11 protein-coding genes are annotated in these 13,776 nt (G+C 65.7%); all 11 read left to right on the forward strand.

Annotated features, from left to right (window positions below; translation table 11 throughout):
- Nucleotides 1–1,744: ABC transporter substrate-binding protein (locus tag G3O06_RS14140; RefSeq protein ID WP_346779522.1), on the forward strand; the 1,744-nt coding region annotated here is incomplete at its 5' end.
- 4 nt (nt 1,745–1,748) lie between these two features.
- A complete protein-coding gene (locus G3O06_RS14145; protein WP_205816427.1) occupies nt 1,749–2,750 on the forward strand; it encodes an ABC transporter permease in 1,002 nt (333 codons plus the stop codon).
- Nucleotides 2,747–3,580 carry an ABC transporter permease gene (locus tag G3O06_RS14150; RefSeq protein ID WP_205816428.1) on the forward strand — a complete coding sequence of 278 codons (834 nt, stop codon included), beginning with the start codon at nt 2,747–2,749 and terminating at the stop codon, nt 3,578–3,580. Before G3O06_RS14145 ends, G3O06_RS14150 begins: the two co-directional genes overlap by 4 nt.
- Nucleotides 3,577–5,274, forward strand: coding sequence for an ABC transporter ATP-binding protein (locus tag G3O06_RS14155; RefSeq protein ID WP_205816429.1), 1,698 nt, complete (start codon nt 3,577–3,579; stop codon nt 5,272–5,274). The genes G3O06_RS14150 and G3O06_RS14155 overlap by 4 nt, the downstream gene beginning before the upstream one ends.
- Nucleotides 5,271–6,155 carry an alpha/beta hydrolase gene (locus G3O06_RS14160; protein ID WP_205816430.1) on the forward strand — a complete coding sequence of 295 codons (885 nt, stop codon included), beginning with the start codon at nt 5,271–5,273 and terminating at the stop codon, nt 6,153–6,155. Before G3O06_RS14155 ends, G3O06_RS14160 begins: the two co-directional genes overlap by 4 nt.
- A gap of 67 nt (nt 6,156–6,222) precedes the next feature.
- Nucleotides 6,223–6,762, forward strand: coding sequence for a GNAT family N-acetyltransferase (locus G3O06_RS14165; RefSeq protein ID WP_205816431.1), 540 nt, complete (start codon nt 6,223–6,225; stop codon nt 6,760–6,762).
- Nucleotides 6,763–6,856: 94 nt separating this feature from the next.
- The gene (locus tag G3O06_RS14170; RefSeq protein WP_346779523.1) at nt 6,857–8,305 is read left to right on the forward strand and encodes an MFS transporter; all 1,449 of its coding nucleotides are present in this window, start codon (nt 6,857–6,859) and stop codon (nt 8,303–8,305) included.
- Nucleotides 8,306–8,524: 219 nt separating this feature from the next.
- Nucleotides 8,525–9,082 (forward strand): GNAT family N-acetyltransferase, encoded by a 558-nt coding sequence (locus tag G3O06_RS14175; protein ID WP_205816433.1) that lies wholly within the window; start codon nt 8,525–8,527, stop codon nt 9,080–9,082.
- Between the two features lie 87 nt (nt 9,083–9,169).
- Nucleotides 9,170–10,054 carry an ABC transporter substrate-binding protein gene (locus G3O06_RS14180; protein WP_241019956.1) on the forward strand — a complete coding sequence of 295 codons (885 nt, stop codon included), beginning with the start codon at nt 9,170–9,172 and terminating at the stop codon, nt 10,052–10,054.
- Between the two features lie 114 nt (nt 10,055–10,168).
- Entirely contained in the window at nt 10,169–12,598 is a 2,430-nt protein-coding gene (locus tag G3O06_RS14185) for a TonB-dependent receptor (RefSeq protein WP_205816434.1), read from the forward strand.
- Nucleotides 12,599–12,749: 151 nt separating this feature from the next.
- A complete protein-coding gene (locus tag G3O06_RS14190; protein ID WP_205816435.1) occupies nt 12,750–13,751 on the forward strand; it encodes an LLM class flavin-dependent oxidoreductase in 1,002 nt (333 codons plus the stop codon).
- Nucleotides 13,752–13,776 lie beyond the last annotated feature (25 nt).

Here is a 13,776-nt window from a genome sequence, read left to right on the forward strand (position 1 = left end):
CGGCACGTTGTCGCTGTTCGCGCAGCCGGAGCCGCCGTCGCTGGTCAACGCGCTGCCGCCGCACGTTGCGTCGCAGTACGTCGGCGGCAAGATCTTCCAGGGGTTGCTCGGCTTCGACCCGCAGCTGCGTGCGGTTCCGGTGCCCGCGCGCAGTTGGCATGCGTCGGCCGACGGGCTGAACTACACGGTCGAGCTGCAGCCGGGTGTGCGCTGGCACGCCGGGCAGCCGTTCGGCGCGCACGACCTGGGCGTCACGGTGAACGAAATCCGCGCGCAGGGCGGCCCCGCGCCGGAGCCGCCGTCGCTGGTCAACGCGCTGACGCCGCACGTTGCGTCGCAGTACGTCGGCGGCAAGATCTTCCAGGGGTTGCTCGGCTTCGACCCGCAGCTGCGTGCGGTGCCGGTGCTCGCGCGCAGTTGGCATGCGTCGGCCGACGGGCTGAACTACACGTTCGAGCTGCAGCCGGGTGTGCGCTGGCACGACGGGCAGCCGTTCGGCGCGCACGACGTGGTCGTCACGCTGAACGAAATCGCGCCGCAGGCGCTGCCGCGCACGAAGGTGACGTTCGACAAGTACGTCGCGTCGATCGAAGCGAGCGGCCCGCTTCGGGTGACGATCCGCCTCAGGAAGCCTTACGCCGGGTTGATCAACCTGCTCGGCAGCGGGTTGCTGCCGATCCTGCCGGCGCACCTGTACCAGGGCAAGGATCCGCGGAGCAATCCGGCGAACCAGCGTCCGGTCGGCACCGGGCCGTTCGTCTTCCGCGAATGGAAACGCGGCGCCTATGTCCGCCTCGCGCGCAATCCGGATTACTGGAAAAAGGGGTTGCCGTATCTCGACGGGATCGTATTCAACGTCGTGCCCGACGCAGCCGCGCGCTCGATCGCGTTCGAGCGTGGGCAGATCCACGCACTGCGCGCCGGCGACGTCGACTACTCGGACATCGCGAGGCTCGCGAAACTGCCGGGCGTCGCCATCACGACGCAGGGCTGGGAGCTGTTCACGGGGATGGCCTTTCTCGAACTGAACCAGCGCAAGCCGCCGTTCGACAACGTGCTCGTGCGGCAGGCGGTGCTGCACGCACTCGATCGCCAGTTCATCGTCGACCGGATCTTCTTCGGTTACGGCAAGGTCGCGAACGGGCCGTTCGTGTCGTCGTCGCCGTTCTACGACCCGAACGTGCCGCGCTTCGCGTACGACCCGGAGCGGGCGCGCGCGCTGATCCGGCAGTCGGGCGTCGACGTCGGCAAGTTTCCGCTGGTGCTGATCAACGGCGAGAAGGGCGGTGCGTGGGAACGCGTCGCCGAATACACGCAACAGGCGCTCGGCCAGGCAGGCTTCCGGCTGCGCGTGCAGACGACCGATGCGGCCGGCTGGTATGCGCGCGTCGCGAACTGGGATTTCGACCTGAGCTACAACTTCCTGTTCCAGAACGCGGATCCGGATTTCGGCGTCGCGCCGCTGTACCGGATCGACGGCATCTCGAAGGGTTCACCGTTCGGCAATGTCGAGGGCTACCGCAACCCGACGGCCGACGCACTGTGGGATGCGGCTGCGCTGGACACCGATCCGGCCGCGCGTCGCGCGCGCTATGCACAGCTCCAGACCACGCTGGCCAACGACGCGGCAATCGCGAACATCTTCGAGATGGTCAACCCGACGGTGTACCGGCGCAATGTCCACAACCTGCTGCGCACGGCCACCAGCGTGAACGACAGCCTCGAGGACACGTGGATCGGATGACGCGATGAATACGGCGCTTCGTGTGACATCGACGGTGCTGCGGGGTCTTGCGGTCGTGCTCGGTGTGCTGGTCGTCAACTTCTTCCTGGTCCGGCTCGCGCCGGGAGATCCCGCACTCATGCTCGCCGGCGATGCGGGCTCGGGGGACGCCGCGTACGTCGAGCGGTTGCGCACGCAGCTCGGCCTGAGCCGGCCGCTCGTCGAACAGTTCGGGTTGTATCTTCGCGATTTCGCCCGCATCGATTTCGGCTTCTCGTACCGCAACCAGTTGCCGGTGCTGCAGCTCGTCGCCGAGCGACTGCCCGCGACGTTGCTGCTGATGGCGGCCGCGTTCGCGGTGTCCGTCGTCGCCGGCGTGACGGTAGGTGCGGTGGCCGCGTATGGCGAGGCGCGCGGCGGTCCATGGGCGCGTCGTGCGGCACGTGCGATCGGCGCGCTGGCGGTGATCGTCTATGCGACGCCGCTGTTCTGGCTGTCGTTGATGAGCGTGATCGCGTTCTCGGTGGTGCTCGGCTGGCTGCCGTCCTTCGGGATGGAGAGCGTCGGCGCCGGCTATACGGGATGGCGCCACGTGCTCGACGTGGCCGCGCATCTGGTGCTGCCCGCCACGACGCTCGGGCTCGTGTACGGCGCGATCTACGTGCAGCTCACGCGCGCCTCGATGCTCGAGGTGATCGAACGCGAATTCGTGCGAACCGCACGGGCGAAAGGCGCGTCCGAGCCGCGCATCATGATCCGTCACGTGCTGCGCAATGCGCTGTTGCCGGTCGTCACGCTCGGCGGGCTGCAGCTCGGGCAGCTCGCGGGCGGCGCGCTCGTCACCGAGATCGTGTTTGCGTGGCCGGGGCTCGGCGGCCTGATGTACGACGCGCTGCTGCAACGCGACTATCCGGTGCTGCTCGGGCTGCTGGCCGTGGTCGCGGCGCTCGTGGTGATGTTCAATGCGTTGACCGATCTGCTGTACGGCATCGTCGATCCGCGCATCGATACGCGGGAGGCACGATGACGGGGCGCTTCCTGCGGGGCTTCGCGCGCACGCCCGGTGCCGCGGCCGGTTCCCTTTTTCTCGTGGCCGTCGCGCTCGTCGCGCTGACCGCGCCGCTATGGCTGCCGTCGCCGTGGCGCATGGCGGCCGAGCCATTGCTGCGGCCGCTGCAGCACGCCGGCTACCCGCTCGGCACCGACATGCTCGGGCGCGACGTGCTGGTGGGGCTGCTGTGGAGCGCGCGCGTGTCGCTATTCGTCGGGCTCGCGGCGACCGGCGTGACCTTCGCACTCGGCGTGTCGGTCGGCGCGCTCGCGGGTTGGTGCGGCGGCGGGATCGACAGGGCGCTGATGGCGATCACGACGCTGTTCCAGACCGTGCCGCAATTTGCGGTCGCCGTCACGATCGCGGCGGTGCTCGGCGCGTCGCTCGAATCGACGATCGTCGCGATCGCCGCCGTGTCGTGGCCGGCGATCGCGCGGCTCGTGCGGGGAGAGTTCATCGGGCTGGCGCGCCGGGAGTTCGTGTTGGCGGCGCGGCTCGCCGGCGAGTCGCCAGCCGCGCTCGTATGGCGCCAGATCCTGCCGCACGTGTGGCCGCCGCTCGCGGTGCTGGCCGCGTTGATGGTCGCAACCGCGATCCTCACCGAGTCGGCGCTGTCGTTTCTCGGGCTCGGTGATCCGTCCCAGATGAGCTGGGGTTTCATGATCGGCGCGTCGCGCAACGTGATGCGCGACGCGTGGTGGCTGAGCATCTGGCCGGGGCTTGCGATCGTTGCCACCGCGCTCGCGATCAATCGCGTGGGCGAAGGGTTGCGCCACGCGTCGGCGATTGCGGAGCGTGTGCGATGAGCGGCGTGCCGCTGCTGTCGATCGAGGGGCTCACGCTCGGATTGCCGGCCGGCGCCGAGCGTCTCGATGCGGTGCGCGACGTGTCGCTGACGATCGCGCCCGGCGAGGTGCTGTGCGTGGTCGGCGCGTCCGGGTCGGGCAAGTCGCTGCTTGCGTCCGCGATCGCCGGACTGCTGCCGCGCGGCGTCCGGCACACAGGCGGGCGCATCGTGTTGCGTGACCGGGATCTCGCGCATTGCACCGACGCCGAGTGGCGTGCGGTTCGCGGGCGCGACGTGTCGATGATCTTTCAGGAGCCGCTCGCCGCGCTGAATCCGCTGATGACGATCGGCGCGCAGGTCGACGAGGTGCTGCGTGTCCATCGCGTGTCGAGCGGGCATCGCGAGGGAGCGGCGCGCGCCGCGCGCGTGACGGGGCTGTTGCGCGACGTCGGCCTGCCGGAGCCCGATCGGCTGCGCCATGCGTATCCCGACGCGCTGTCGGGCGGCCAGCGCCAGCGTGTGCTGATCGCGATGGCGCTCGCGCTCGAGCCGGCATTGCTGATCGCGGACGAACCGACCACCGCGCTCGATGTGACCACGCAGGCGCGCATCCTGGCGCTGATCGAGCAGGCGGCCCGTACGAAGCGGTCCGGCGTGCTGCTGATCACGCACGACTTCGGCGTGGTCGCGCGCGTGGCCGATCGCGTCGTGGTGCTGCGCGATGGCGAACAGGTCGAGAGCGGCCGCGCGGCCGACGTGCTGCGCGCGCCGCGTCATCCCTATACCCGCGCGCTGCTCGATGCCGTGCCGCACGGTCGCGTCGAGCCGCGTGTGGTCATCCGCAGCGGCGTGCCGCTGCTGGAGGCGCAGGGTCTGTACAAGCGCCATGCGCCGCGCCGCGCATGGCCGTTCCTGCCGGCGCGCGGCCGGCGTGGCGTCGATGCGCTGATCGACGTCGGCTTCACGCTGCATGCCGGCGAGACGCTCGGCATCGTCGGCGAATCGGGTTCGGGGAAGTCGACACTCGCGCGCGCACTGGTGCGGCTCGCACGGGTGGATGCGGGGCGCATCGTGCTGCGCGGCGAGCACGATCTCGCGCGCCTGCCCGAACGGGCGTTGCGGCCGCTGCGCCGCGACATCCAGATGGTGTTCCAGGATCCGTATGCATCATTGAACGCACGTCAGACGATCGCGCAGATCGTCGCGACCGGTCCGATCGCGCAGGGCGTCGGCCGGGCTGCCGCGTATCGGCGCGCGGCCGACCTGCTCGCGCAGGTCGGCTTGCCGACGGATGCGCTCGACCGGTATCCGCACGCATTCTCCGGCGGGCAGCGGCAACGCATCAGCCTGGCACGTGCGCTCGCGCTCGATCCGTCGATTCTCGTGGCCGACGAAATGGTCTCGGGGCTCGACGTGTCGGTGCAGGCACAAGTGCTCGAACTGCTCGCGTCGGTGCAGCGGAAACGCGCGATGGCGATCGTATTCATCACGCACGACCTGCGCGTGGCCGCGCAGATTTGTGACCGGATCGCAGTGATGCGGGCGGGACGCGTCGTCGAGCTGGGCGATACCGCGCAGGTTTTCGGCGCTGCGCGTCATCCGTACACGCGCGCGTTGCTTGATGCGATACCGGTGTTGCCGGAGCGCATGGCCGCGACCGGCACGATGGATACCGCACTGCGCGCTCATCGAATCAACGAGGAACAATCATGACGTCCGTTTCGAACGTCGCGGCCGCCGCTTCGGCCGTCGTGGCCGGCGTGCCGGTCGAGGTGCGCGCGGGGCGCACGCTGAGCGTCGCGCATCGCGCGGCGCCGCCGGGTTCGCCGCATGCCGCCACCGTGCTGTTCTTCGCGCATGGTGGCGGCGGAAACAAGAACCAGTGGAGAGATCAGTGGCGAACGTTCGCCGACGCGGGCTATGGGCTCGTGGCATGGGATTTTCTGGGCCACGGCGACAGCCCGCGGCCATCTGCGGGGAGCGGCGCTTACCACGGCGACGAAACGCTTCGCGATTATCTCGCGCTGTTCGACCGCTTCAAGGGCACGCACAATGTGCTTGTCGCCCATTCGCTCGGCACGGGCAGCACGCTTGCATTGCTCACGCGGCTGGCAGCCCTCGGGCGGTTGCACGAAGCGAGCGGCGCACTGCTGCTCGGCACGCAACTCGTGCGCCCGGTGGCGCGGCCGCCGGCGCTGCCGGGCTGGCTGCTCGAATGGATCAAACCCGTATTCGCACGGCGCTTCCGGCGGCTCGCGTGGCATCCGCAGGCCGATCCGGCACTCGTCGCGTACGAATCGCGCATCGCACGCCACAACCGGATGACGACGTTTCAGGCCGTGGTGCGCGATGCACCCTGGCCCGATTTGACTCGTCTGTCGGCGCTCGACTTGCCGGTCGCCGTGCTGGCCGGCGACACCGACGGCCTGACGGCGCCCGCCGGCGGACGTGCGCTGGCCGATGCGTTGCCGAATGCGTCGTTCGACGTGCTGCCCGCCTGCGGTCATCAACTGATGCTCGAGCGGCCGGATGCGGTCAGCGCCGCATTGCGTGCCCTGCTCGAGCGCACCGTTCGTGCGGCGGCCGTGCGATGAGCGCCCACCGAAGCACCATGAAACAGCCGGCCCGGAATCCGGGTAACGGTTCGTGAGGAGGCAGTCGATGTCTGAAGTCGTATCTTTGCCGGATCGGCACGATCATTTTGTCTATGTGTCTGCGACGGACCTGCTCACCCGGCCGCTCTTCGACGAGCTGGCGCACGAGTACAGCAGCCGCTACGCGGCTTATATTCCCGAAGAGGAACTCGGCAGGGAACTGGTGCGCTATCCGGTCGAAGCGTTTGCGCCGCCCCAGGGCGCGTTCCTGCTGCTGCTGAGAGAAGGGCGGGCCATCGCCGGCGGCGCCTTCATGCGCCATCACACTCCTGCCACGGCGGAGTTCAAGCGTATCTGGGTCAGCCGCTCACATCGCCGTCAGGGGCTCGCGCGGCGCGTGCTGGCCGAGCTCGAGGCGCAGGCTGCCCGGCAAGGCTACACGCGCGTCCATCTGGGAACCGGTCCGCGGCAACCCGAAGCGGTGGGCCTGTACCGGTCGTCGGGCTATACGCTGCTGTCGTCGCACGATTTCGGCGAGGACGCGCCTCCCGGCGTCCTGTTCGAGAAATATCTGTTGCCGGTTCGGCACGCGGGCAGCGCGGATTGAATCGATGATTCGAGACGAGCCGCCCGCGCCCGTGCACGAAGACCTTGCGCAACCTGTCGTCCCCGGCCGGCCTTCGCGCCTGAACGGGTGGTGGGTGCGCCAGCGTGATGCCCGCGGCGGTTCGAATGGCGCGAGTGCCAGTGCGCCCATCGTGCTGGGCATCTGCGTCGCGATGGGCTTTACCACGCTCCTCGATCAGGCGATTTTCACGCTGGCGGTACCTACGCTCAGGAGCGAACTGCATGCGTCGACAGCCGAAATACAGCTGATCACGTCGGTCTATTCCATTGCGTTCGGCATTGCGCTCGTCCCGGCAGGCCGGCTTGGCGACGTGATCGGGCGCCGCTTGTTGTTTCTGGTCGGGCTCGCGATGTTTTCAGGTTTCAGCGTGCTGGGCGGATTGGCGGATGATGCGCGGACGGTGATCGTCGCGCGCGTGCTGCAAGGGCTCGGCGCGGGGATAGTCAATACGCAGATATTCGGCTTGATCCAGGATCTGTTCAAAGGCACGGCGCAAGCCCGGGCGCTCGGGCGATACGCGTCGGCAGGCGGTTTGTCGGGCCTCGTCGGACCGATTCTCGGCGGGCTGATTCTTGCATCGGTTCCGCCGGATATCGGCTGGCGGCTGCTGTTCCTCGTCAATGCTCCGTTCGGAATGGTCGTGTTCTATCTGGCGCTTCGGCATCTGCCGCGCCACCGGTTGTCGGATGCCCGGTTTTCGATCGATATCGTCGGCCTGATTCTGCTCTCCGCGATCACGCTCGCGCTCATGCTCGCCACCCTGGTCGGCGGCGCCGGGATCCCGCCGCGACGTGTCTGTCTCGCGGTGGCGATTGCCGGATTGCCGCTGTTTCTTGCGTGGGAGACGGCATATCAGCGTCGCGGCGGCACGCCGATTCTGTCCCGCGGTCTTGTCGGGTCGAGCGGGTATGTCTTCGGCACGCTCGTGGCAATGTGCCAGTTCGCGGCGGGCGTGACTTTTGGGATGGTCAGTGCATTGTTCTTTCTCGACGGCCTGCATCTCGATCCGCTGCTTTTTGCCGCGCTGTCGATTCCTGCCGCGCTGGCCTCGATCGCATCGACCATGTGGAGCTGGCGATTCGTCGGGCGCTTCGGCCGTGCTGGGACGGTGTGCGCAATAGCGTGTTATGCGCTCGCGGTCGCCGCGCAAGGGCTGGCGACCGAATACTTCGAGGTTCGCTGGATCGTGTTCGCGTATCCCGTGATCGTCCTGCTGCAGGGGTTCGCCAGCGGCCTGATCCATGCGCCGAACCAGGCCATGACACTCGCGGAGCTCGGCCAGGATGAAGGGCGTGGGCTGGCTGCAGGATTTCTGCAGTTGTCGCAGCGGCTCGCTTGCTCGATCGGCTTGTCGTGGGGAACCGGCGTATTCCTGGTGCAGGCATCGTCTTCGGCCGGCTTGACGGCATACCGGGATGCATTCGTCGAAGTGTTGATGCCGATTTTGCTGCTGGTGGGCGGCGCATTCGCGGCGGCATGTGCCGACTGGATGAGCAAGCATTATCGGCGTCCGATGGCGTGACTTGCATGGTGGGTCACATTTGGCATGCAGTCTGATTTTTACGATATGTAATCCTGATTATGTGTATCTGTGTGCATAACGATTTCGAAAATGCTTGGTTTGCGCGTGAAGGGTTAACGCGCACTATTGCACGACGCGATACACAGCAATAAACGTGTCGAACGAATCAACCGATCCTGGCAAATCAGAGGCAGATGACTCGAAGCATCTGGCGTATCAGTGACTGACGAAGTAATCGACACATCCCCGCTCGACCCGCTCGCGCTACCCATGTTCAACGAGTTGTCGGTCGAATATTCCACGCGCTACCAGGACTTCCGCTCGGTGCCCGCGGAAGTCGTGCGTGACGAACTCCTCACGTATCCGGCGGCGCTGTTTGCGCCACCGGACGGCGCTTTCGTCCTGATTCGACGAGGTGACGAAGTCGTGGGCGGCGGTGCATTTCAGTGCTACGACGAAACGACGGCCAAACTCAAGCGCATCTGGGCGCATTCCGGCGCTCGTCGCCAAGGCGTCGCACGCCGCGTGGTAGCCGAGCTCGAATCCCGTGCGCTGAAGCAGGGATACCGGCGGGTTTATCTCACGACTGGATTTCGTCAACCGGAGGCGTCGGCGCTCTATCTCGGCACCGGCTACGAACCGCTATACGATCCGGCGATCGCACTGGAAGTGCATTGGCGACTGCCTTTTGCCAAGGATCTGCTCGCGCCCGGTCGTACCGATCATTTGCAGGACTTGAAACCGGACAGGCCGCTGGGCCGGCCGTTCGGCGCATGACGAATGAACACTTCCACGGGATACCGAAAAATGAATCGTCGTCGCGGAATCGGCCTGGCATTGTCCGGTGCGTTTGCCGTTGTGGTAATGGGAGTTGTCGGGCTCGCGCAGTCGGCGACGTCGTTCAACCTGAGTCCCGATCAGCATGATCGCCCGCGTGTCACGCCGGATGCGGAGGCGATCAAGTTGATCCCGGAGAATTTCCGCTTCGCCGAAAAAGGCGTGTTGACCGTCGGGATTGCAGTGGCATTTCCGCCGATCAGTGCGTATGCGACGGATGCGAAAGCGATCGTCGGTGCCGATCCGGATCTCGCACAACTGGTTGCGGACGAACTCGGCCTGAAGCTCAAGCTGGTGCCGCTCGCATGGGTGGACTGGCCGCTCGCGGTGGCGTCCGGCAAGGTGGACGCGGTGCTGTCGAACGTGACGGTGACCGAGGCGCGCAAGCAGAAATTCGATTTCTCGACCTATCGCCGCGACGTGCTCGGCTTCTACGTCGAGCAGAACAGCGCCATCAAGCAGATTCGTGAGCCCAGGGATATCGCCGGGCTGCGCGTCATCGGCGACTCCGGAACCAACCAGGAAAAGATACTGCTGGCCTGGGACAAGGAAAATGTCGCGCATGGGCTGAAGCCGATTCACGTGCTGTATTACGAGGACCCGTCGGTGCGGACGCTGGCGCTTGTATCGGGGCGCGCCGACGCGATTTTCAGCGTCAATGCCGCCCTGGTTTATCAGGTGAGTCAGGGTGTGAAGATCAGGCAGGTCGGCACGGTCAGCGGTGGGTGGCCTCGTACTGCCGAAGTTGCCGTCACCACCCGCAAGGGCGGCGGGCTCGCCGCACCCATCACCTATGCGATCAACGATCTGATCCGGAACGGCAAGTACCACGAGGTGCTGGGCCGCTGGAATCTCGACAGCGAGGCGATCACGAAGGCCTCGACGAATCCTCCTGGACTTCCCGATCTCTGATCGGGTTTGAGCTGATGAGGAACAGCCGCCATGCGGAAACTTATTTGAACAATCATCTGTACTACTAAAAGGCAGCGTGCAGCGCGCCTTCAATCGGCAAAGAGCGGAGAAATCATGCGGCACATACGGGGCGAAGGGGTTTCGCTGAAGACGCGCAGAACGGTGATGTCGGTGGCGGTCGCGGCAGGCGTTTTTCATGGCGCGGCCTGGGCACAGGAAGCGGGAGCGGGGGACGGAGCGGCTTCGGCCGCGCCGGACGGCAAGGTACAGATTCAGGACCGGGTCGTGATCACGGGTTCGCGTACGGAGACGCGTGCGAGCAAGAGCCTGACGCCGATCGACGTGATCGGCGGCGATCAATTGCGTGCGACGGGGCAAACCAACCTGCGCGACGCCTTGGTGAAACTTTCGCCGTCGATCACAAGGACTTCGTACTCCGGCGACACGGGCGTGTTGACCGATACGCTGTCGCTTCACGGCCTCACGCCCGACCACGTGCTCGTGCTGGTGAATGGCAAGCGCCGCCATACCACGGCCAACATCACGCTCGACCCGGGCCTGAACCAGGGCTCGACCGGCGTGGACATCGATACCATTCCGGTCGGCCTGATCGACCATATCGAAGTCCTGCGCGACGGTGCGTCCGCGCAGTACGGTTCGGATGCGATCGCGGGCGTGATCAACATCATCCTGAAGCGCAATGCGCGCGGCGGTGAGCTCGCCACGACCAATGGGCAGACATACTCCGGCGACGGCTTCAAGACGAGCGAGTCGGCCACGATCGGCCTGAATCTCGCCGACAAGGGCTTCCTCGACCTGAGCGCCGGGTTCGATCGGCAGAACCATACGATCCGCACCGGACCGGACGATTATTTCGGGCGCTTTCCGCAGGGACAGGGCTACTACAACCCGATCCTGGGCGATCCGGCCAGTTCGCGCGAAACGGTCGGCTTCAATGCCGGTTACTACCTGGGCGACGATGTCGAACTCTACGGGTTCGGCACCTACGCCCACCGGAACGGCGATGCGTACCAGAACTATCGTCCGCCTTTCGTGTTGCCGCAGGTCTACCCGAACGGGTTCGTGCCGGTTGAAACGATCAACGAGAACGATTACTCGGTGACGGCCGGGATCAAGGGAAAGAACCTGTTCGGCTGGGCGTGGGACCTGAGCACGACCTATGGCGGGGACTACGGCGTGTTCGGGATGCGCAATTCCGCCAACTTGGGTTTGTATGCGGCATCGGGCTATACGCCGTCCACCTTCCATCTGTCGACCGTCAGCAATACCCAGCTGACGAACAACCTCGACCTGTCGCGGGCGTTCAATGTCCCGCTGCTGCCCGCGCCGCTGAACGTCGCAGTGGGCGTCGAGCAGCGCCGCGAAACCTATACGATCCGCAGTGGCGAGCAGGCATCGTGGATCTACGGCGGCTCGGCCGCGTTGCCGGGTCTGGCGCCCGTCAGCGCGAGCGACATCTCGCGCAACGTGATCGGCACGTACATCGATCTGTCGACCTATCTGACGCCGAAATGGCAGGTGAATCTGGCGGGTCGCTACGAGCACTACAACGACGTCGGCGACACCACCAATGGCAAGATTGCCACCCGCTACCAGTTTTCGCCGGCCATTGCGGTTCGCGGCAGCGTCAGCTCCGGCTTTCGTGCGCCGTCGCTGGCCCAGGAGTCCTATACCAGCGTGACCACGTCGCCGGCTTCGGTGGGGGGCATCCTGGCGACGACATCACCCGGGGCGCGCCTGATCGGCGCACAGGCGCTGAAACCTGAAGAGTCGACCAGCTACAACTTCGGGCTCGTGCTCAATCCCGTTCGAAACCTGCAGCTGACGATCGATGCGTACCAGATCAATATCCGCAACCGGATCGTTCTCGGCGGAACCGCGTCGGGCACGGCGGCCATCGCTGCGCTCGAGGGCGCGGGGCTGACGGTCCCGGGATCGGTGCCCGCGTCGGCGGTCAGCGCGAGTTATTTCACCAACGGCGCCAATACGCGCACGCGAGGGATCGATCTTGCGGGTACCTACCACACCGGTTTCGGCCGGTACGGCCAGGTGGACTGGGACTTCGGGGTGAACCTCAATACGACCTCGTTCACGCACGTGGCAAACGGATCGAACGGCAAGCCGTCGCTGAACGGGCAACAGATCGCGTCGCTGTCCACCACGACGCCGAAGAACAAGATCATCGTCGGCGGTACCTGGCGTCTCGACAAGTGGGCAGTGACGCTCCACGAGACACGTTACGGGAAGACATCCGGGGAAGCGACCTACATCGTCGGCCCGAACGCATTCTCGACCTCGCAGTTCGTTCACTACGAGGAGGCCGCACGGTATGTCACCGACGTCGAGGTGCGCTATGACGTGACCAAGAAGTTCCAGATCGCGGCCGGTGCACAGAACCTGTTCGACGTCCGCCCGAGCAAGTTGCCGTACGAGGCCCAACTGGAGGGCATCCAGTACAGCGGTGGCAGCACGATCGGCGTCAATGGTGGTTTCTATTATCTGCGCGCGCGCTATCTGTTCTGATCGATCGGCCATATTCATAGCAGAATTGACCGCAACGGGCAGATGATCCGTTATCCATAATGAATGATCTTCCCGACGTTATTCGCTGTATCGGCACCCGCCGACGACCGTTCTATTTGAGCGGGTCGATCGCCCTACAAGGTTGAGCATCATGTCTTATTCCCTTTCGATTCTCGACAAAAGCCCGATTGCAGAAGGGGCGACCGCGCATGACGCGTTGAACTTCACGATCGCGTTGGCGAAGCGTGCCGAAACGCTCGGCTACAAGCGCTACTGGATTGCGGAACACCATGGCGCGCCAGGCCTTGCGAGCTCGGCACCGGAGATCATCGTGTCGCATTTGCTTGCGCATACGTCGCGGATTCGCGTCGGCTCGGGCGGGGTGATGCTTCAGCATTACAGACCTTACAAAGTCGCCGAATCGTTCCGGACGCTGGCTTCGCTCGCACCGGGACGCGTCGACCTGGGCATCGGCAAGGCGCCCGGCGGGCTGCCGCTCACGACACGGGCATTGCAATGGTTTCACGACAAGGCGAAGAAGCCTGACTTCGCCGGGCAACTCGCCGAACTCGATGCGTTTCTCGGCGACGGCGTCGCCCCGGATCACCCGCTGGCTGGTGCGGTGGCCTTGCCCACGCCGCCGGAATCGCCGCAGCGCATCTTGCTGGGCGGTAGTCCGGAAAGTGCCGAACTGGCTGCCCGGCACGACTGGCAGTTCTGCTATGCGGGCCACTTCAACGGCGACATCGGCAATATCGAAAGATCGATCGACGTCTATCGCAGCGCGACGGGCCGCGTGCCGCTGCTCGCACTGTTCGCGGTCGCCGCGCAATCGTCGGAGGACGCGAAACGTCAGGTGGGCGTGCTGAGAATCTTCAAGCTGCGATTCGGGAGCGGGCAGAGCGTCAATCTGCAGAGTCCGGAGGCGGCGGCCGATTTTGCGCACCAGATCGGTGTCACCGACTATCGGATCGACGAGTTGCATCCGCAGGTCTTGGCGGGCACGCCGGAAGAGGTGCGTCGGGAACTCGATGCGCTGCACGAGCGCTTCGGAATCGAGGAGTTCGTCATCGACAACCCGGTGGCGGACTACGCCAGGCGCCTCGCATCGCTCGAGGCGCTGGCAGGTGTCGATCAGCCGGTCGGCGCTTGATGGCGCCTGGTTCTTTTCATTCTTC

Source organism: Burkholderia sp. Ac-20345 (assembly GCF_017104825.1).
Taxonomy (GTDB): domain Bacteria; phylum Pseudomonadota; class Gammaproteobacteria; order Burkholderiales; family Burkholderiaceae; genus Burkholderia; species Burkholderia lata_B.

Coding starts and splice junctions, on each gene's coding strand:
- G3O06_RS14145 (WP_205816427.1), top strand. CDS start 1,749: ATGAATACGGCGCTTCGTGTGACATCGACGGTGCTGCGGGGTCTTGCG.
- G3O06_RS14150 (WP_205816428.1), top strand. CDS start 2,747: ATGACGGGGCGCTTCCTGCGGGGCTTCGCGCGCACGCCCGGTGCCGCG.
- G3O06_RS14155 (WP_205816429.1), top strand. CDS start 3,577: ATGAGCGGCGTGCCGCTGCTGTCGATCGAGGGGCTCACGCTCGGATTG.
- G3O06_RS14160 (WP_205816430.1), top strand. CDS start 5,271: ATGACGTCCGTTTCGAACGTCGCGGCCGCCGCTTCGGCCGTCGTGGCC.
- G3O06_RS14165 (WP_205816431.1), top strand. CDS start 6,223: ATGTCTGAAGTCGTATCTTTGCCGGATCGGCACGATCATTTTGTCTAT.
- G3O06_RS14180 (WP_241019956.1), top strand. CDS start 9,170: ATGGGAGTTGTCGGGCTCGCGCAGTCGGCGACGTCGTTCAACCTGAGT.
- G3O06_RS14185 (WP_205816434.1), top strand. CDS start 10,169: ATGCGGCACATACGGGGCGAAGGGGTTTCGCTGAAGACGCGCAGAACG.
- G3O06_RS14190 (WP_205816435.1), top strand. CDS start 12,750: ATGTCTTATTCCCTTTCGATTCTCGACAAAAGCCCGATTGCAGAAGGG.